We start from the raw sequence: 18,747 nt of genomic DNA, 5'->3' as shown, positions 1-18,747 counted from the left end.
CGGTCACGACCGGGCGATGGCGTCCGTGGGGCGACCGGCCATCGCGCGCCGGGCCGCGACGGCCGTGATGGGCAGGGTGATCGCGGCCACCGCGGCGCCGACGGCGACGAGGATCGCCAGCGGCAGAGGTGCGGACGGATCGGCGCCCACGACGAGGGCGGTGGGCAGGATGGCCGCGCACGCGACGACCAGGCCGACGCCGAGCCCCGTGCCGGCGGCGAGGCCGGTCTCGATCAGGAGGACCGCCCTCACCTGGCGCTGGGTGGCGCCGGTGAGGCGCAGCATCGCCAGCTCCCGGCGCCTGCCGAGCGTGGAGACGGCGACGGTGTTGATGACGGCGATCATCGCGTAGGCCAGGACGACCACGATCATGAGACCGTTGATGAGGGCGTTGACGTTGAGGCCCTGCTGAAGGGCGCTCTCCAGGGCGCTCCGGTCGCCCACGGTGACGGCGGGCTGCCCGGCGACTGCGCCGGCCACCGCCGTCTCGAGCGCGGCAGGCGTGGCGCTCTCGCTGCGTGCCACCAGCACCGTCTCGGCGGCGCGCGCGGTGGTGTGCGCGGCGAGGAGGTCGGCGGGGAGGAGAAGGTGCTCGTAGCCGGGTAGATCGTCATAGATGGCCACGACGCGCAGTTCTGCGGCGGCGCCGTCACCGAACCGGAAGTCGACGGTGTCGCCGATGCCCAGATTCAGCTCCTCGGCGGAGGACGCGGGCAGTGCGAGGGTCTGTCCGGTGAGGTCGGTGAAGTCGCCCGCCACGAGTTCGGTGGAGAGCACGTGCGGGATCGCCGCGCCGTCGAGCCCGCGTAGCGGCCAGGGGCGGTCGGGATGCGAGGAGTCGTGGGGCCGCTCCATCCAGCCACCGGAGACGACCAACGGGCTGACCGCGTCCACCTCCGGCAGCGCCGCGATGTCACCGGCGATCTCGGTGGCAGTCCCGGCGGGCCCCCACACGACGACCTCGGCGGTAAGGGTCTGCACCTGCGCGCGCGCCGCCGTGGTGGTGAGCATCGCCTGGGAGACCAGATTGCCCGCCCCGATCCCGACGACGAGCGCGGCCGCGCCGGTCACCGTCGAGAGGGTGGCGATGCGTGATCTGACGTTGACGCCGGCCAACCCGGCGAGCCCTCGGTGGAATCCGCCCATGACAGGGCGGAGCACGACTCTGCCCAGGCGCAGGTGCACGGGCGCCAGCAGCGAGGCGGAGATCGCTCCGGCCAGCACGGCGGGCCCCGCGGTGGCGGAGACCAGCGACGGCGGCATGAAGCACGTGATGATCGCCAGTGCGACCGCGCCCCCGCCGAAGAGGAGACCCAGGAGCCACCGGATGAAGCCGACGCGTGCGGGAGGCAGATCCGCCTCCCGGAGCGCGTCGATCGCGCGAGCACGGCGGGCGGGGCGGGAGGCCAGGCGGGCGGCGAGCCAGACGACGGCCGTGGTGGTCACCAGGGCGATGCCGAAGGGGATCAGTCCCACGCGCAGCTGGAGGCCGTGGGGGACGACGCCCCACGCACGCATGGCAGCGAACAGCGCGTGGGCGAGCGGCACACCCAGCGCGAGCCCGATCAGCGCCCCCGCGATCCCCGCGAGGGATGCTTCGCCCACCAGCAGTGCGCGCGCCTGGCGCCCGGTGGCGCCGGTGGCGCGGAGCAGGCTGATCTCGCGGCTGCGTTGACGCACCGAGAGCGCGACGATGCCGGACGCGACGGTGGCCAGCACCGTCAGCACGATCCCGCCGAAGACCGCGCCGATCACGATGGCCGGTGTGCGGGACCCGGACACGGCGGGATCCTCGGCTGCGCCCCGGCCCTCCCCCGTCAGCACGCGCACATCGGGGAACTGCGACTCCAGCGCCGCGCGCACCGCGGCCTCATCCGCACCGACCGCCGGGACGATGCCCAGCGCGTCGATGCCCTCGCCCCCGAGCGCCGCGTCGTCGAGGAACAGCGTCGCCGCGTCGGCGGGGCCGCCGATGACTCCCGTCACCTGGACGGGCGCGGTCCGCCCGGCCACGGTCACGGTGAGGCGATCGCCCGGTCGCACGTCCAGCGTCGCGGCGGCCGCCGACGTGAGGACCGCTTCGCCGGTGCCGGGCCCCGCCCCGCGGGGGATCGCCAGAGCGCTCACGGCCGCCGAGGCCGAGTTCTGTCCGGTCATCGTGACCGAGCGCTCCGGAGTCCGGACGAAGGCATCGAAGAGCCGGATCGGCACGGCCAGCTCGACACCGTCGAGCTGCGCGGCCTGCCCGACGACCGCGGCGGAGAGCCGGTGGCGTTCGGGATAGGGACGCAGATCGGTCGTGCGCCGCCCCTGCGCGTCCAGCATCGTGTAGCTCGGGGAGCCGATGACCACCAGCTCCGCACCGCCGATGCGCTCAGGCGGGGCGGCCAGTCGGATGCCGGTTTCGAACATCGCGCCGCTGACCACGATGAGCGCCGAGCCGAGCCCTGCGGCGATGACGATCGAGACGACGGCAGCTGCGCGCTGACGCAGACCCGCCAGGATGAGAGTGAGCATGCCGGTTCACCGCACGTTCTCGCCCGAGGGCAGCTTCGACAGGCGGGCCGCGATCTGGTCGGCGGAGGGCCGGGTCATCTGCTCCACGATCCGGCCGTCGACGAGGAAGATCACCGTGTCGGCGTAGGAGGCCGCCACCGGGTCGTGGGTGGTCATCATGATCGTCTGCCGGTCTTCGACGGCGGCCGCGCGGAGCAGTCCGAGGATGCTGGCGGCGGTGCGCGTGTCCAGGGCGCCGGTGGGCTCGTCCGCGAACAGGACCGCCGCCCTCGCCGCCAGCGCCCGGGCGATCGCCACGCGCTGCTGCTGCCCGCCGGAGAGCTCGCTCGGGCGGTGACACCGCCGGTCGGTCAGCCCGACCCGGGCGAGGGCGGCGTCGGTGGTGCGCTCGTCGGGCCGGCGGCCGGCCAGGAGTTCGGGCAGGGCGACGTTCTGCGCCGCCGTGAGGGTCGGGATGAGGTTGAAGGACTGGAACACGAACGCGACGTTGTCGCGGCGCAGCCGGGTCAGGGCGTCCTCCGAGAGCCCGGTGAGGTCCTGACCGACCAGGACGGCGCGGCCGGTGGTCGGCGCATCCAGTCCCGCCGCGCAGTGCAGCAGGGTGCTCTTGCCCGATCCCGACGGTCCCATGACCGCCGTGAACGAGCCCTCCTGCAGCGCGAGGCTGACGCCGCCCAGAGCCCGGACCGTGCCGTCGCCCGCGCCGTAGGTCTTGGTCACCTGCTCCAGCACCACGGGAGTGGCGCCCGCTCCCCGCCCACTCGTCACCGTCGCACTCATCCCGCGCCCTTCTATCTGTGTTAGCTACGAACAGTTCGTAGCGTACACAGATCATGTTCGACAGGGAAGAGCGGCGTCACCCGCCGGCGAGCTGCCGGAGACCTGCGAGGATGCGATCCAGCCCGAACTCGAAGTCCTCGTCGGCCACGGCCTGCGGGCTCCGGTACAGGCCGGAGGACATGAGCGATGCCACCCGTGGCACCCGGGCGGTGAAGCGCTCGGCGCCGATCTCCCGGATCAGCAGGCCGGGGTCGGGCGTGCCGGCGTCGGCGCGCAGGAGGTCGCGCACCGCTCCGGCACGCGTACGGACATACCCGTCCAGCAGCCCGGCGGCCTGCAGCGTCTCGCGATCGCCGAGCCCACTGCCCTCCAGTCGCTCGAGGAGGTCTTCCAGCCACGCGAGCGAGTGGGGCGCGAACGGAATGCGCACCCGCATGTCGCTGAGCCATGGGTGGCGCGCGTACCTGTCCCGCAGGGCGCGGCACCACGCGGCCGCCGCATCCGCCCAGTCCTCGCCCTCCGGGATGCCTGCGGGGGCGCCGAGCGCATGGTCGTGGACGATGACGTCCAGGTCGTCGCGGGAATCCACATACCGGTACAGCGCGTTCGTGGTCACCCCGAGCCGCTCGGCGATCCGCCCCAGCGACAGCGCCTCCGCACCCTCGGCATCGGCCAGCGCGATCGCTGAGGACGCGATGCCGGGAAGGCTCAGCATGGCCTTGGGGCCGGGGCGACCGGCCGCTGTGCCGGACCCCCACGTCTGACGCAGCCCGCGCGGAAGTGGTGCGCTCGTGGATCGGTCGTTCATCGTGGAAGCCTACCCCTCGCGCTCGCGTATGTGCACGCCCCACACTGTTCAGCGAGTGCTATGCGTGGCGTGGAGTTCGCGCGCGTGCCCGAGGCGCAGGCCGGGAACCAGCGCGAGGAGGGCCAGGGCCGTGGCCATCGCGAACACCGCGCTGAACCCGAGACCCGAGCCGGCCAGCGCGGTGAACACGAGACCCATCGTGGCGATGGTCATCGCCGAGCCCAGCGCGTCGGAGATCGACAGCGCGGAGGAGGAGAACCCCTGCGTCTGCGGTGTCGAGTACGCGAGCGTCAGGACCGTCAGCCGCGAATACATCAGTCCCATGCCCGCTCCGGCCAGCGCCCATCCGGCGATCAGGACGACCGGATGCAGCTGCAGGACGGCGGTGAGGAAGGCCGCGGTGGTGGCGGTGACGAGCATCGCCGTGCCCATCCCGGTCAGGCGCGCGTTGCCGAGCCGGTCGCCGATGCGCCCCTGCACCTCCGCGCCGGCAGCCCATGCCAGCGCCGCAGCCGTCAGGCCGAGACCGGCCCACGTCGGCGAGAACCCGTACTCGTCGATCAGCAGGTAGGGCACGTACACCTCGGCGCCGAACAGCGCGCCAGCGATGAGGCCGCGCATCAGCACGACGCTGGGCAGTCCGCGGCCGGCGCGGAGCGTGCCGGCGGGAAGGAGCGGGCGCACGGCGAGGGCGATCACGATGACCGATGCCACCACCCCGGCCCACGCCCACCGCCCCAGCCCGCCCGACAGCCCCAGGGCCAGAGCCGCCACCGCGACGGTCACGGCGCACGCCAGGCGCACGCCGATCCCTCCGCGCGCCGGTTCGTCGGGCCGCAGCGGCAGGGCATGCAGCCGCGTGACGACCATGACGTACGCGACGACGGTCAGCGCCGCGACCCCCAGGAACACCCAGCGCCAGTGCAGGAACTCCGTCACCGCGCCGGCCAGGAACGGCCCCACCAGCGACGGCACCACCCACGCGGCGGCGAACGCGGCGAACACCCGCCCGTGCAGCGTCGCCGGATACACCCGCGCGACGACGACGTACAGCGCGACGGTCTGGCCGCCCGTGCCCAGCCCCTGGACGAGGCGCCCGACCACGAGCGTCTCCATCGAACCGGCGAGCCCGGCCACCACGAGCCCCGCCAGGAACAGCACGACCGCGGTGGTCAGCGGCGCGAGCACCCCCGCCCGGTCGCACCACGCGCCGACGACGACCATGCCGATGACGCTCGTGGCGAGGGTCCCCGAGAACGCGACCGCATACAGCGCATCGCCGTCAAGATCGGCGCTGACCACCGGCATGACCGTCGTGACGGCGAGGGACTGCACGGCGGCCAGGAGGATGAGGCCCAGGGCACCGACGGTGACCCAGACGTACTGCGTGCTCCAGATCCCCGCCGCGGTCCGCGTGCCCCCGCTCACGAACGCACCAGCGCGCCGATGCGCTCGACCGCTTCGCGGAGCACCTCCGGCGCGCAGCCGAAGTTCAGGCGCACGTGGCCGGCGCCCTCGTCCCCGAACATCGGGCCGTGGTGCAGCGCGACGCGCGCCTCCCGCCGGATGCGGCGAGCCGGGTTCTCGCCCCACCCGAGCCCCGACAGGTCGATCCACGCGAGGAAGCCTGCCTCGGGGATGCGGTACCGGGCACCCGGCACGTGCGCGGCGAGGAGGTCCGCCAGCACGCGCCGGTTCTCATCCAGCGCCGCCAGCAGCGAGTCCAGCCAGGGGTCACTCTCCGGCGCGAAGGCGGCGACGGCGGCGAGGGCGCCGAAGTGCCCGGTGCGCCATTCCACCTCCGCCGGCATCGCGTGCAGGAGCGCGGTGTGCTCCTCGGATGCGGCGACCATGAGCGCGCATTTGAGCCCGGCGAGATTGAATGCCTTGCTGGCGCTGACGAGTGCGAACCCGACGCGGGCGGCGTCCTCCGACACCGACAGGAACGGGGTGAACGTCGCCTCCGGCTGGGTGAGCGGCGCATGGATCTCGTCGCTGACGACGACGGCGCCGTATCGGGCGGCGATCGCGGCCACCTCTGCGAGGGCGCCCCGGGAGTGCACGGTTCCGGTCGGGTTGTGCGGATTGCACAGCAGCACCGCACGCGCGCCGCCGGACAGCGCCGCCTCGATGCCGGGGAGGTCCAGCTCCCATCCCTCTCCGGTGTCGCGCAGGGGCACGCGCTCGACGACTCCCCCGGCCTCGGGGATGCCGTCGTAGAACGGTGGATACACCGGCGGGGTGACGATCACGCGGTCCCCCGGTTCCAGGACGGCGCGCAGCACCTCGACGACTCCCATGATGACGTCGCACGTCGACCGCATGCGGGCAGCGTCCGGGGTCCAGCCGAAGCGGCGCTGCGCGAACCCGGCGTAGGCGGCGCGCAGTCCCGGGTCAGGGCCCGTGTAGCCGGTGTCGCCGATCCGCACGGCCTCGGTGAGGCTGCGGGTGATGGCGGGGGCCAGGGGGAAGTCGGTCTCAGCGCCGAACAGCGGCAGCACGTCGTCGGGGTAGGTCCGCCACTTCGCGCTCGTGCGTTCGCGCAGCTGGTCGAGGGGCAGGGCCTTGAGGGGGGTGACGCTCACCGCAAGAGCTTACGATCAGATCGCGAAGCCGAGCGCCCGCATCATGTCGCGCCCGTCGTCGGTGATGCGCTCGGGACCCCACGGCGGCATCCACACCCAGTTGATGCGGAAGCGCTCCACGACGTCGTCCAGAGCCTGCGCCGTCTGCTCCTCGAGCACGTCGGTGAGGGGGCAGCCGGCCGACGTCAGGGTCATGTGGATGACCAGCGCGTCGTTCTCGTCGTCCCACCCGAGGTCGTAGATGAGGCCCAGGTCGACGACGTTGATCCCCAGTTCGGGGTCCATGACGTCTTTGAGGGCCTCGGTGACCTCGTCGTATTTCTCGGGAGCGAGCGTTGCGGTCATGTAACGATCCTAAGCGCCGGGGCGCCGTCAGGCATCGACCGAGGTGCCGGCCTCGGTGATGAAGCGGTCGTAGCCCTCTTCCTCGAGCCGGTCGGCCAGCTCGGGGCCGCCCTCCTCGACGATGCGCCCGCTGACGATCACGTGCACGAAGTCGGGACGGATGTAGCGGAGGATGCGGGTGTAGTGCGTGATCAGCAGCACGCCCAGGTCGCTCTCGGCCTTGGCGCGGTTGACACCCTCCGACACGATCTTCAGCGCGTCGACGTCCAGGCCCGAGTCGGTCTCGTCCAGCACGGCGATCTTGGGCTTGAGCAGTTCGAGCTGCAGGATCTCGTGACGCTTCTTCTCGCCGCCGGAGAAGCCCTCGTTGACGTTGCGCTGGGCGAACTTGGGGTCCATGCGGAGGTTCTTCATGGCGTCCTTGACGTCCTTGGTCCACCCGCGGATGCTGGGGGCCTCACCCTCGATGGCGGTCTTGGCCGTGCGGAGGAAGTTCGTCACCGTGACGCCGGGGATCTCCACCGGGTACTGCATCGCGAGGAACAGGCCCGCCCGTGCGCGCTCGTCCACGCTCATGGCCAGGACGTCCTCACCGTCCAGCGTGATCGAGCCGGAGGTCACGGTGTACTTGGGGTGACCGGCGATCGTGTACGCGAGGGTGGACTTGCCCGAGCCGTTGGGGCCCATGATGGCGTGGGTCTGGCCCGTGCGGATCGTCAGGGTGACGCCGTTGAGGATGGGCGTGGTGCCCGCATCCGTCTCGACCGTCACGTGCAGGTCGCGGATCTCGAGGACAGACATTCAGACTTCCTTCGTTCGGGTGGGGTCGATGAGCACGTCATCGCCGTCGATCTCGACGACGTAGACGGGCACCGGCTCGAAGGCCGGGAGGTTCAGGGGGTGTCCGGTGCGCAGCGAGAACGCCGAGCCGTGGGCCCAGCACTCCAGCGTGTCGCCGTCGACGAACCCCTCGGACAGGGAGACGTCGCCGTGCGTGCACGTGTCGCCGATCGCGTGCACCTCGCCGGCGGAGTCGAGCACGACGGCGACGGGCTTGCCGCCGACCTCGACCCGCAGCGGCGTGTCGGTCTCCAGCTCGCTCAGGGCGCACGCCCGCTCGGCGCTCACAGCGCGGCTCCTTCGAGGAGCTCGCGCTCGATCGCGGCGGTCAGCTCTGTCTCCAGGTCGGGCACGCCGATGCGCTGCACGATCTCGCTGAGGAAGCCCAGCACCACCAGGCGGCGGGCCTCTTCCTCGTCGATGCCGCGCGCCTGCAGGTAGAACAGCTGCTCGTCGTCGAATCGACCGGTCGCGCTCGCGTGCCCGGCGCCGACGATCTCACCGGTCTCGATCTCGAGGTTCGGGATGCTGTCGGCCCGGGCGCCGTCGGTGAGCACGAGGTTGCGGTTCGCCTCGTACGAGTCGGTGCCCACGGCATCCCGCCCGATGAGCACGTCGCCGATCCACACGCTGCGGGCACCCACGCCCTGCAGGGCACCCTTGTAGAGCACGTCGCCGACGGTGTGCGGGCCCTTGTGGTGGAGGTACACCTGCGACTCGAAGTGCTGGCCGGCGTCGGCGAAGGACAGCCCGAACAGGCGGCCTTCGGCGCCGGGCCCGGACAGCTCGACCGAGGGGTTCACGCGCACGACCGCGCCGCCGAGGGTCACCACCACGTGCGTGAGCTTGGCGTCGCGGTCAACGCGCGCCTGGTGGGTGGCCGCATGCACGGCGTCGTCGTCCCAGCGCTGCACGGCGATGACCGTGAGGGCCGCCCCGTCGCGGACGAGGATCTCCACGTTCTGCGCGTACTGCGCCGATCCGGAGTGGTACAGGATCACCGTCGCGCGGGAGTTCGGCTGCGCCTCCAGCACGATGTGAGCCGCGCCGAACCCGTCGGCGCGCTCGCCCACCAGGTCGATGCGCAAGGGGTCCGTCAGCTCTTCACCGGCGGGGATGCGCACGTGCAGGCCCGCGCCGTCACGCTGCCACGCGATGGCCGCAGGCAGGTCTTCGGGGCGGAAGAACTCCCCACGGACGTCGGCGCCGGACACGACGTAGCCGGCCGCGGCGCCGGTGTCGACGCGGACGGCGGAGGAGGCCTCGCCCGGTGTCAGCACGCCGCCCAGGCGATCGATGGGGGTGTGCTTCCAGTTCACCTCGCGGCCCGTGGGGGCACCGAAGTGGGCGGGGTCGAAGGACCAGGGTCGCTCGGAACGCGTCTGAATGGGCGCGGCAGGCGCGTCGGCCCGGCCCCATCCTCCGTCGGTGTGCGCTCGGCTTCCCGGCAGGGGGGTGGTCGTGGTCGTCATTTAGCCGACGGATCCTTCCATGCCCATCTCGATGAGCTTGTTGAGTTCGAGGGCGTATTCCATCGGCAGTTCCCGCGCGATCGGCTCGATGAACCCGCGCACGATCATCGCCATCGCCTCGTCCTCGGGCATGCCGCGGGACTGCAGATAGAACAGCTGCTCCTCGCTGACCTTGGAGACGGTGGCCTCGTGGCCGAGCTGCACGTCGTCGACGCGGATGTCGATGGCGGGGTACGTGTCGCTGCGGGAGATCGAGTCCACCAGCAGCGCGTCGCATCGCACGGTGTTGGCGGAGTGGTGCGCGTTGGCGTCCACGCGAACCTCGCCGCGGTATCCGGCTCGCCCGCCGCCGCGGGCGATCGACTTCGAGACGATCGAGGACTGCGTGTACGGCGCCATGTGGATCATCTTCGCTCCGGCGTCCTGGTGCTGCCCGGGACCCGCGAAGGCGACCGAGAGCGTCTCGCCCTTGGCGTGCTCGCCCATGAGGAAGATCGACGGGTACTTCATCGTGACCTTCGAGCCGATGTTGCCGTCGACCCACTCCATCGTCGCGCCCTCGTGCGCGACCGCACGCTTGGTGACGAGGTTGTACACGTTGTTCGACCAGTTCTGGATCGTCGTGTAACGCACGCGGGCGTTCTTCTTCACGATGATCTCCACGACGGCCGAGTGCAGCGAGTCGCTCTTGTAGATCGGCGCCGTGCAGCCCTCGATGTAGTGCACGTAGGAGCCTTCGTCGGCGATGATGAGCGTCCGCTCGAACTGGCCCATGTTCTCGGTGTTGATGCGGAAGTAGGCCTGCAGCGGGATCTCCACGTGCACGCCCGGCGGCACATACACGAACGAGCCGCCCGACCACACCGCGGTGTTCAGCGCGGCGAACTTGTTGTCACCGGCGGGGATGACGGTGCCGAAGTACTCCTCGAAGAACTCCGGGTGCTCGCGCAGGGCCGTGTCGGTGTCCATGAAGATGACGCCCTGGGCCTCGAGCTGCTCGTTGATCTGGTGGTAGACGACCTCGGACTCGTACTGCGCCGCGACGCCGGAGACCAGGCGCTGACGCTCGGCCTCAGGGATGCCGAGGCGCTCGTACGTGTTGCGGATGTCGTCGGGGAGGTCTTCCCACGACTGCGCCTGCTTCTCGGTGGAGCGGACGAAGTACTTGATGTTCTCGAAGTCGATGTCGCTGAGGTCGGCGCCCCACGTCGGCATCGGCTTGCGGCCGAACAGCTGCAGCCCCTTCAGACGGGTCTTCAGCATCCATTCGGGTTCGGCCTTCAGCGCGGAGATGTCGCGCACGACGGCCTCGCTCAGGCCTCGCCTCGCGCTCGCGCCCGCCGCGTCGGGGTCGTGCCATCCGAACTCGTAGACACCGAGGCTCTCGAGCTCGGGCCGGTCGATCAGGACATCAGCCATCTCGGGGTCACTCTCCTCTCGGGCCGCAACGGTGTGATCCGCTCCGGCATTCCACGTCCTCCGTGGAGTTTCCGGAGGGGGGACGCCGCTGGTGGGCCCGCTTCGTGGCGCGATTCTCGCGCCTAGACTGTCAGTGGTGCGGAACGCGCAAGCGCCGCATCCCGAACCCCTTGATTCTACAGGGTCCGGCCCTTCTTCGGGGCCGCCCCCGGCCCGCCGCACCCCTCGAGGAGAACGCCGCTGTGATGTCCCGCACCGCCACCCCCCTCCCCGCGGTCGAGGTCACGGGCGTCGTCCCCTCCCGCGCTCTGCGGGTGCTGGCGTGGCTGTCGTTCGCGGCGGAGGTGATCATCATCGGCACCGGCGGCGCCGTGCGCCTGACCGGATCCGGGCTCGGCTGCACGGAGTGGCCGCTGTGCACGCCGGAGTCGCTCGTGCCCCTCCCGGAACAGGGGCTCCACGGCATCATCGAGTTCGGTAACCGCACGATGACCGGAGTGGTCGGCATCCTCGCCCTGGCCGTCCTCCTTCTCACCCTGCACGCCGTCGCGGGCCTCCCCCTGGTCAAGCGCGCGCTGTGGGGTGCCGCAGTCGGCGTGGTCGCCGCCGTGGTGGCGTACACCGTCTCCGCGCCGTTCGGGCTGCCGGCGTTCGGCTTCGCCTCCGGCGCGCTGCTGCTGGCGGTCGTGATCGCCGCGATCGACTCGCTGCGCCGCACCCCGCGGCGTCGGGACCTCGCCGCCCTGGCCTGGGTCACCCTGGCAGGGGTCATGGCGCAGGCCGTCGTGGGGGGGCTCGCCGTCGTGAGCGACCTGAACCCGTTCGTGGTGGGCTTCCACTACACCGCATCGCTGCTGCTGGCGTGCGTGACCGCCGCCTACCTGGTACGGATGCGGTCGGTCACCGGTCCGCGCGTGCGGGTCGTGCCGGCGTGGTTCGCGGTCCTCACCCACGTGAGCGGGGTCGCGCTGGCCGCGACGATCTTCTTCGGCGTGCTCACCACCGGCTCCGGCCCCCACTCCGGCGATGCCGACATCGTCCGCGACGGATTCGACGCCACGGTCCTCGCACACGTGCACGCGTGGCCCGGCTACATCCTCGCCGCGCTCGTGGTCGTGCTCACCGTCGCGGCATGGGTCCTCCGGCTCGAGCCGCGCCGGTGGCTCCTCGTCCTGGTCGCCGCGATCGCGGTGCAGGTCGCGGTGGGTGTGTGGCAGGCGCGGACGGGTCTTCCCGAGATCCTCGTCGGCATCCACATGGTGCTCGCCGCCCTGTCGGCGGCGGTGTACACGGTGCTCGTGCTGCGCCTGAAGCGCCCGGCGGCGGCACGCGACACCGTCCCCTCATAGCCGATTCATCGGGTGGGCCGTGGTGATATCGCGGCCCATCGGTCAAGCTGGAGGGATGCCGCGGCCGATCGGGCCCGGCAATCCACGCTAGGAGCCCCCGCTATGACCTCCCGCCCCAGTCTCGTGCGCAGCATCCCGTTCTGGGTGCTCATCGTCGGATCCCTCGCCCTCACGGGTGTGGGCGCCTGGCTCGTCCTCGACCACCTCGGCCGCATCGAATCCGGCATCCGCAGTCAGACCGCCGAAGGGGCCATCGCCGTCTACATCGGCCCGCCTGCTGCCACGGCGGGTGCGGTCGTCCTGGGCGCCGGTCTCGTCGGCCTGCTGCTCGCGCTCACCCTCGCCGCGCTGCGCTCCCTGCTTCCCGCCGGCGACGTGGTGGAGACGGTGGAGTGGACCGAGGATGACACCGCAGCCGACGACGTCCTCTCCCCCGCATCCGGCCCGACCACCACGGCCGAGCCCTTCGCGACCACCGCCGCACCCGCCGCTTCCGCCGCCCCCGCGGCGCCCGTGATCGCCGAGGACCCCGACGTGGAGACCCCCAGCGACGCGCCGCCGCCCCGGGGCGCGCGCGACTGATCCACCAGGACACGATCCCGCCGAGGAACCGCGATGCGGTTTCCGGCGGGATCTTCCGTTCGGCGGGTGCCGGTCAGAAGGGCAGCAGCGGGTCGACCGCGATCGCCACGAACAGCAGCGTGAGGTACGTGATCGACGCGTGGAACACGCGCATGGGTCGCGGCTCGGTGCCCCGCACGGCGCGGGAGTACAGGCGATGCGACTCGTAGATGAACCAGCCGCCGAACACCAGCGACGACACGGTGTAGACCAGGCCCATCGAGGCGACGGGAATGAGCAGGAGCGAGCACGCGACGGTCGCCCACGCATACAGGATGACCTGCAGGCCCACCTGCGAGCCGCTGCGCGTGGCGCCCAGCATGGGCACGTCGACCTCTTCGTACTGGTCCTTGTACTTCATCGACAGCGGCCAGTAGTGCGGCGGCGTCCACAGGAACACCAGCACGAACAGGATGAGGGCGGCCCAGCTGAGCGAACCGGTCACCGCCGACCAGCCGATCAGCACGGGGAAGCATCCCGCGATGCCGCCCCACACGATGTTCTGCTCGGTGCGACGCTTGAGGATCATCGTGTAGATCACGACGTAGAAGAAGATGGCGCCGGCCGACAGCGTCGCCGCGACCCAGTTGGTCGTCAGCAGCAGCCACACGGTGGAAACCAGCGCGAGCGTCCAGGCGAAGATGAGGGCGCCGCGCGGGGAGACCTCGCCGGTCACGAGGGGCCGGTTCTCGGTGCGCTGCATGTGCGCGTCGATGTCGCGGTCCAGGTACATGTTGAACGCCGCCGCCGACCCGGCGCTGAGCGATCCGCCGATGACGGTGGCCAGGACCAGCCACAGGTCGGGCAGGCCGTTCTGCGCGAGGATCATCACCGGGACGGTGGTCACCAGCAGCAGCTCGAGCACGCGCGGCTTGGTGAGCGCGATGTACGCGCGCACGGTGCGTCCGGCGGAGCGACGCACCGTCGGCAAGGCCGTGTGGGTCGTCGTAGAGATGTCCATCGCTCCCCGTATCGCGCTCTGTCCAGGTCCTTCCGAGTCTAGGCCATGGCCGCGCGTGTCCCGGCCCGCCCGCGAGCGTCATCCCGGCCCCGGCGGTGCCCGCCTTCGCTATGCTGACAACCAACGCGCGCCCAGCGCATCTCCCCCTGACCCTCGATGATCGAGGCCGCGGATCTCATGCGGTTGGGCGCAGGGATCGAGAAAGGCGACCGGGTGTCGGACTTGCAATGGGATGAAATCGATGGGCGTGCGGTCGACACCGCGCGGGTGCTCGCGGCGGATGCCGTGGAGAAGGTGGGCAACGGCCACCCCGGAACCGCGATGAGCCTCGCCCCCGCGGCGTACCTGCTGTACCAGCGGGTGCTGCGCCACGACCCCGCCGACCCGCACTGGCCGGGACGTGACCGCTTCATCCTCTCGGCGGGCCACTCCTCCCTCACCCAGTACGTGCAGCTGTACCTCGGCGGGTTCGGGCTGGAGCTGAGCGACCTGCAGGCGCTGCGCACGTGGGGCTCGAAGACGCCGGGGCATCCGGAGTTCGGCCACACCGACGGCGTGGAGATCACCACCGGCCCCCTCGGTCAGGGCCTGGCGTCCTCGGTGGGCTTCGCCTACGCCGCGCGCTACGAGCGCGGCCTGTTCGACCCGGAGAGCCCGGCGGGCCAGAGCCCGTTCGACCACTTCGTGTACGTCATCGCCTCCGACGGCGACCTCCAGGAGGGCGTCACGAGCGAGGCGTCCTCACTCGCGGGCCACCAGAACCTCGGCAACCTCGTCGTCATCTACGACTCCAACCAGATCTCGATCGAGGACGACACCAACGTCGCCTTCACCGAGGACGTCGCCCGGCGCTACGAGGCGTACGGCTGGCACGTGCAGACGGTGGACTGGAAGAAGACCGGCGAGTACACCGAAGACGTCCACGAGCTGTACGCCGCCATCGAGGCGGCCAAGGGCGAGACCGACAAGCCCTCCCTCATCGTCCTGAAGACGATCATCGGATGGCCCGCCCCCGGCAAGCAGAACACCGGCAAGATCCACGGCTCCGCTCTCGGCGCCGACGAGCTGCGCGCCACGAAGGAGGTGCTCGGATTCGACCCCGAGCAGACCTTCGCCGTCGCCGAGGACGTCCTCGAGCACACGCGCGGCCTCGTGGCCCGCGGTGAGGCCGAGAAGGCGGCGTGGCAGGAGGCGTTCGACGCGTGGGCCTCGGCGCACCCCGAGCGCAAGGCGCTGTGGGACCGTCTGCAGGCGCGCGAGCTCCCCGCCGACATCGCCGACGCCCTCCCCGCCTTCGAGGCGGGCAAGGAGGTCTCCACACGCGCGGCGTCCGGCACCGTCATCAACGCCCTCGCCGCCGAGCTCCCCGAGCTGTGGGGCGGATCGGCCGACCTGGCCGAGTCGAACCTGACGACCATCAAGGACGCGAAGTCGTTCATCCCGCAGGAGTGGTCCACGCACGAGTGGGACGGCTCCCCGTTCGGCCGCGTGCTGCACTTCGGAATCCGCGAGCACGCGATGGGCGCCATCGTCAACGGCATCGTGCTGCACGGCCCGACGCGCGCGTTCGGCGGCACGTTCCTCATCTTCAGCGACTACATGCGCCCGCCCGTGCGCCTGGCCGCCCTCATGAACATCCCGTCGATCTTCGTGTGGACCCATGACTCGGTCGCCCTCGGCGAGGACGGCCCCACCCACCAGCCCATCGAGCAGCTGGCGACCCTGCGCGCCATCCCGAACTTCACGCTCGTGCGCCCCGCCGACGCGAACGAGACGGCCGTGGTGTGGCTGGAGATCCTGCGGCGCACGGCGGGACCGGCGGGCCTGGCCCTCACGCGCCAGAACATCCCGGTCTTCCCGCGCGGGGAGGGCGATGCCAGCGGCGACGAGTTCGCGTCGGCGCAGGGCGCCGTCCGCGGGGCCTACGTCCTGGCCGAGGCGCCCGGCGGCACGCCCGACGTCATCCTGATCGCGACCGGCTCCGAGGTGCAGGTCGCCGTGGCCGCCCGCGAGCAGCTGGCCGCCGAGGGCGTGAACGCCCGCGTGGTGTCCGCGCCGTCGCTGGAGTGGTTCGACGAGCAGGATGGCGCGTACCGCGACTCCGTCCTGCCGCCGTCGGTGCGCGCCCGCGTGTCGGTCGAGGCCGGGATCGCCCTGCCGTGGCGCGGCATCGTCGGCGACACGGGCCGTTCGGTCTCCATCGAGCACTTCGGCGCGTCGGCGGACTACAAGACCCTGTTCCAGAAGTTCGGCATCACCGCCGAGGCCGTCGCGCAGGCGGCCCGCGAGAGCATCGAGGAGAACGCATGAGCACCCCCACCGCCCAGCTCGTCAACGAAGGCGTCAGCATCTGGCTCGACGACCTCTCGCGGCAGCGGATCCTGACGGGCAACCTCGCCGACCTCATCGCCACGCGCAACGTCAGCGGCGTCACCACCAACCCGACGATCTTCGCCGGCGCCCTGTCGCAGGGCGAGGCGTACGAGGCGCAGGTCCGGCAGCTGGCCGCCAAGGGCGCCAGCACCGACGAGGCGATCTTCGAGATCACGACCGACGACGTGCGCGCCGCATCCGACGTGTTCGCGCCGGTGTTCGCTTCGACCGGCGGCGTCGACGGTCGCGTGTCGATCGAGGTCTCCCCCGAGCTCGCACACGACACCGAAGCCACCATCGCGCAGGCGAAGGAACTCGCCGCCGCCGTGGACCGACCGAACGTCCTGATCAAGATCCCCGCGACGAAGGCGGGCCTGCCCGCCATCACCGAGGTGATCGCCGCGGGCATCTCCGTCAACGTCACGCTCATCTTCAGCCTGGAGCGGTACGCCGAGGTCATCGACGCCTACCTCACGGGTGTCGAGCGGGCGCAGGCGGCCGGCCACGAGATCTCGACGCTGCAGTCCGTCGCCTCGTTCTTCGTCTCGCGCGTGGACACGGAGGTCGACAAGCGTCTGGCCGCCGTCGGCACGCCGGAGGCCGAGGCGCTCAAGGGCAAGGCGGGCCTCGCCAACGCGCGACTGGCCTACGAGCTGTACGAGAAGGAGTTCGCCTCCGACCGCGCCAAGGCGCTCCTGGAGGCCGGCGCCACCGTGCAGCGCCCCCTGTGGGCCTCCACCGGCGTCAAGGACCCGGAGCTGCCCGACACGCTCTACGTCACCGAGCTCGTCGCGCGGGGCGTCGTCAACACGATGCCGGAGAAGACGCTCGAGGCGACCTTCGACCACGGCGTGATCGGCGGCGACACCGTCACGGGCACGTACGACCAGTCGCGCGAGGTGTTCGCGCAGCTCGCCGACGCCGGCGTCGACTTCGCCGACATCACCCAGGTGCTCGAGGATGAGGGCGTCCAGAAGTTCATCGCCTCATGGCAGGAACTGCAGGAGACGGTCTCCACGGCACTGCAAGCAGGCACCACGGAGGCCGCTCGATGAGTTTCGGGATCCACGTCTCCGGGCGCCCCAAGGAGCTCGTGGACTCGGTCGTCCCGGGGCTGGCCGCCTCGCTCGTGGCGTCGGGCATCACCGCCGGCGACGCCACGCTGTGGGGAGCCGCCGCCGAGGACGAGGCATCCCGGCGCCTGGGCTGGGTGCAGTCGGTGTCGCTCTCGCGACCCCTCGTCCCCGAGATCGAGGCGCTGCGCGCCGAGCTCGTCGCCCAGGGCGTGACCCGCGTGGTGCTGGCGGGAATGGGCGGGTCCTCCCTGGCCCCCGAGGTGATCGCCCAGACCGCCGGCGTGCCGCTGGTGATCCTGGACTCCACCTCGCCGGGGCAGGTGCTCGCCGCGATCGACGGCGATGCCGAAGCCGGCGGCCTGCAGCAGACCGTGCTCGTGGTCTCGTCGAAGTCGGGCTCGACCGTGGAGACCGACTCGGCCAAGCGCGCCTTCGAGGCGGCGTTCCGCGACCTCGGCATCGACCCGCTCGAGCGCATCGTCGTGGTGACCGACCCCGGTTCACCGCTGGATCAGTCCGCACGCGCCGAGGGCTATCGCGTCTTCAACGCCGACCCCGACGTCGGGGGGCGCTTCTCCGCGCTGACCGCCTTCGGCCTCGTGCCCTCGGGCCTGGCCGGCGTCGACATCAGCGAGCTGCTGGACGAGGCCGAGGCGACCCTCCTGGAAGTGGCCATCGACGGCCGCGAGAACCCGGCGCTGACCCTGGCCGCCGCGATCGCCGGCGGCGATCCGCGTAAGGACAAGCTGGGCCTGGTCACCGACGGCACGCACATCGTGGGCCTGCCCGACTGGATCGAGCAGCTCATCGCCGAATCCACCGGGAAGAACGGCACCGGCATCCTCCCCGTCGTCCTGCTGCCGGTCTCCCCCGAGGTGGAGGACCCGCCCGCCGACCTGCAGATCCTGCGACTGGTCGACGACGCAGAGGCCTTCCACCTGTTCGAGCGCCACTTCGGCGAGATCCTCGTGAGCGGCTCCCTCGGCGCGCAGTTCGTGGTGTGGGAGTACGCGACGGCGATCGCGGGCCGGATGCTGGGGATCAACCCGTTCGACCAGCCCGACGTCGAGTCGGCCAAGGTCGCCGCGCGCGGACTGCTGGAGGCCCGCCCCGAGCCGACCGCACCCGCCTTCGTCACCGACGGCGTCGAGGTGCGCGTGAGCGATCCGGCCCTGGCTGCCTCCGGCACGCTCGCCGGCGTGCTCGACGCGCTGTGGGCCCGCATCCCCGCCGACGGCTACGTCTCCGTGCAGGCGTACGTGAACCGTCTGGCCGTGCCGCAGCTGCACGGCCTGCGCGAGCTCGTCGCCGCCGACTCCGGGCGGCCCACGACGTTCGGGTGGGGGCCGCGGTTCCTGCACTCCACCGGGCAGTACCACAAGGGCGGACCCGCGGTGGGGGTGTTCCTCCAGATCACGGAGCAGTCCGACGTCGAGCTGGAGATCCCCGGCCGCCCGTTCACCTTCGGCGAGCTGATCCAGGCGCAGGCCGCCGGCGACGCCGCCGTCCTCGCCGAGGGCCACGGCCGTCCGGTCGTCACCCTGACCCTCACCGACCCGCAGATCGACGTGCTCTCGCTCTTCGAGGCCGCCCAGTGAGCG

Annotated in this window: 16 protein-coding genes; 5 read left to right on the top strand and 11 right to left on the bottom strand. The window is 71.5% G+C overall.

Annotation, left to right across the window (positions count from 1 at the left end):
* Positions 1 to 3 precede the first annotated feature (3 nt).
* The 10 genes from F6J85_RS07510 to sufB form a co-directional block, all read right to left on the bottom strand.
* Positions 4 to 2,517 carry an FtsX-like permease family protein gene (locus F6J85_RS07510; protein ID WP_150924471.1) on the bottom strand — a complete coding sequence of 838 codons (2,514 nt, stop codon included), beginning with the start codon at positions 2,515 to 2,517 and terminating at the stop codon, positions 4 to 6.
* 6 nt (positions 2,518 to 2,523) lie between these two features.
* Positions 2,524 to 3,297, bottom strand: coding sequence for an ABC transporter ATP-binding protein (locus F6J85_RS07505; RefSeq protein ID WP_150924470.1), 774 nt, complete (start codon positions 3,295 to 3,297; stop codon positions 2,524 to 2,526).
* Positions 3,298 to 3,373: 76 nt separating this feature from the next.
* The gene (locus F6J85_RS07500) at positions 3,374 to 4,105 is read right to left on the bottom strand and encodes a TetR/AcrR family transcriptional regulator (RefSeq protein WP_150924469.1); all 732 of its coding nucleotides are present in this window, start codon (positions 4,103 to 4,105) and stop codon (positions 3,374 to 3,376) included.
* A 48-nt stretch (positions 4,106 to 4,153) separates the two neighbouring features.
* Positions 4,154 to 5,533 carry an MFS transporter gene (locus tag F6J85_RS07495; protein WP_150924468.1) on the bottom strand — a complete coding sequence of 460 codons (1,380 nt, stop codon included), beginning with the start codon at positions 5,531 to 5,533 and terminating at the stop codon, positions 4,154 to 4,156.
* Positions 5,530 to 6,690, bottom strand: a complete 1,161-nt coding sequence (locus tag F6J85_RS07490; protein WP_150924467.1) for a MalY/PatB family protein — start codon at positions 6,688 to 6,690, stop codon at positions 5,530 to 5,532. The genes F6J85_RS07495 and F6J85_RS07490 overlap by 4 nt, the downstream gene beginning before the upstream one ends.
* A 15-nt stretch (positions 6,691 to 6,705) precedes the next feature.
* On the bottom strand, positions 6,706 to 7,035 hold the full coding sequence (locus F6J85_RS07485) for a metal-sulfur cluster assembly factor (RefSeq protein ID WP_150921129.1): 330 nt from the start codon (positions 7,033 to 7,035) through the stop codon (positions 6,706 to 6,708).
* 27 nt (positions 7,036 to 7,062) lie between these two features.
* Positions 7,063 to 7,836, bottom strand: coding sequence for a Fe-S cluster assembly ATPase SufC (gene sufC, locus F6J85_RS07480; protein WP_150921128.1), 774 nt, complete (start codon positions 7,834 to 7,836; stop codon positions 7,063 to 7,065).
* A complete protein-coding gene (locus F6J85_RS07475) occupies positions 7,837 to 8,163 on the bottom strand; it encodes a non-heme iron oxygenase ferredoxin subunit (protein ID WP_150921127.1) in 327 nt (108 codons plus the stop codon).
* Positions 8,160 to 9,347, bottom strand: a complete 1,188-nt coding sequence (sufD, locus tag F6J85_RS07470) for a Fe-S cluster assembly protein SufD (RefSeq protein WP_150924466.1) — start codon at positions 9,345 to 9,347, stop codon at positions 8,160 to 8,162. Before sufD ends, F6J85_RS07475 begins: the two co-directional genes overlap by 4 nt.
* Positions 9,348 to 10,766, bottom strand: coding sequence for a Fe-S cluster assembly protein SufB (gene sufB / locus F6J85_RS07465; protein WP_150921125.1), 1,419 nt, complete (start codon positions 10,764 to 10,766; stop codon positions 9,348 to 9,350).
* Positions 10,767 to 11,011: 245 nt separating this feature from the next.
* Between sufB and F6J85_RS07460 the strand changes: the two genes are divergently transcribed.
* Both F6J85_RS07460 and F6J85_RS17680 read left to right on the top strand, forming a co-directional pair.
* A complete protein-coding gene (locus F6J85_RS07460) occupies positions 11,012 to 12,115 on the top strand; it encodes a COX15/CtaA family protein (RefSeq protein WP_150927269.1) in 1,104 nt (367 codons plus the stop codon).
* Positions 12,116 to 12,217: 102 nt separating this feature from the next.
* On the top strand, positions 12,218 to 12,697 hold the full coding sequence (locus tag F6J85_RS17680; RefSeq protein WP_191906785.1) for a dinucleotide-utilizing enzyme: 480 nt from the start codon (positions 12,218 to 12,220) through the stop codon (positions 12,695 to 12,697).
* 73 nt (positions 12,698 to 12,770) lie between these two features.
* Here F6J85_RS17680 and F6J85_RS07455 read toward each other — a convergent pair whose 3' ends face one another.
* Positions 12,771 to 13,697: a heme o synthase gene (locus F6J85_RS07455; protein WP_150924465.1), complete on the bottom strand. Its 927-nt coding sequence runs from the start codon at positions 13,695 to 13,697 to the stop codon at positions 12,771 to 12,773.
* Between the two features lie 213 nt (positions 13,698 to 13,910).
* On the opposite strand from F6J85_RS07455, the gene tkt reads away from it, so the two are divergent.
* Genes tkt through F6J85_RS07440 form a run of 3 tightly spaced genes read left to right on the top strand, consistent with a single transcriptional unit; the run spans position 13,911 to position 18,744 of the window.
* The gene (gene tkt / locus F6J85_RS07450; RefSeq protein WP_150924464.1) at positions 13,911 to 16,007 is read left to right on the top strand and encodes a transketolase; all 2,097 of its coding nucleotides are present in this window, start codon (positions 13,911 to 13,913) and stop codon (positions 16,005 to 16,007) included.
* On the top strand, positions 16,004 to 17,125 hold the full coding sequence (gene tal / locus F6J85_RS07445; RefSeq protein WP_150924463.1) for a transaldolase: 1,122 nt from the start codon (positions 16,004 to 16,006) through the stop codon (positions 17,123 to 17,125). Before tkt ends, tal begins: the two co-directional genes overlap by 4 nt.
* Positions 17,122 to 18,744: a glucose-6-phosphate isomerase gene (locus tag F6J85_RS07440; protein WP_150924462.1), complete on the top strand. Its 1,623-nt coding sequence runs from the start codon at positions 17,122 to 17,124 to the stop codon at positions 18,742 to 18,744. Before tal ends, F6J85_RS07440 begins: the two co-directional genes overlap by 4 nt.
* The last annotated feature ends 3 nt before the right edge of the window (positions 18,745 to 18,747 follow it).

Source organism: Microbacterium lushaniae (assembly GCF_008727775.1).
Classification (GTDB): Bacteria; Actinomycetota; Actinomycetes; order Actinomycetales; family Microbacteriaceae; genus Microbacterium; species Microbacterium lushaniae.
Note: the sequence above shows the minus strand (reverse complement) of the source record. Positions and strands in the feature narration are given on the sequence as shown.

Bases quoted from the DNA above. Each gene is read 5' to 3' on its own strand.
- F6J85_RS07505 (WP_150924470.1), bottom strand. From the start codon at position 3,297: ATGAGTGCGACGGTGACGAGTGGGCGGGGAGCGGGCGCCACTCCCGTG.
- sufB (WP_150921125.1), bottom strand. From the start codon at position 10,766: ATGGCTGATGTCCTGATCGACCGGCCCGAGCTCGAGAGCCTCGGTGTC.
- F6J85_RS07500 (WP_150924469.1), bottom strand. From the start codon at position 4,105: ATGAACGACCGATCCACGAGCGCACCACTTCCGCGCGGGCTGCGTCAG.
- F6J85_RS17680 (WP_191906785.1), top strand. From the start codon at position 12,218: ATGACCTCCCGCCCCAGTCTCGTGCGCAGCATCCCGTTCTGGGTGCTC.
- sufD (WP_150924466.1), bottom strand. From the start codon at position 9,347: ATGACGACCACGACCACCCCCCTGCCGGGAAGCCGAGCGCACACCGAC.
- F6J85_RS07510 (WP_150924471.1), bottom strand. From the start codon at position 2,517: ATGCTCACTCTCATCCTGGCGGGTCTGCGTCAGCGCGCAGCTGCCGTC.
- F6J85_RS07485 (WP_150921129.1), bottom strand. From the start codon at position 7,035: ATGACCGCAACGCTCGCTCCCGAGAAATACGACGAGGTCACCGAGGCC.
- F6J85_RS07455 (WP_150924465.1), bottom strand. From the start codon at position 13,697: ATGGACATCTCTACGACGACCCACACGGCCTTGCCGACGGTGCGTCGC.
- tal (WP_150924463.1), top strand. From the start codon at position 16,004: ATGAGCACCCCCACCGCCCAGCTCGTCAACGAAGGCGTCAGCATCTGG.
- F6J85_RS07460 (WP_150927269.1), top strand. From the start codon at position 11,012: ATGTCCCGCACCGCCACCCCCCTCCCCGCGGTCGAGGTCACGGGCGTC.
- F6J85_RS07440 (WP_150924462.1), top strand. From the start codon at position 17,122: ATGAGTTTCGGGATCCACGTCTCCGGGCGCCCCAAGGAGCTCGTGGAC.
- sufC (WP_150921128.1), bottom strand. From the start codon at position 7,836: ATGTCTGTCCTCGAGATCCGCGACCTGCACGTGACGGTCGAGACGGAT.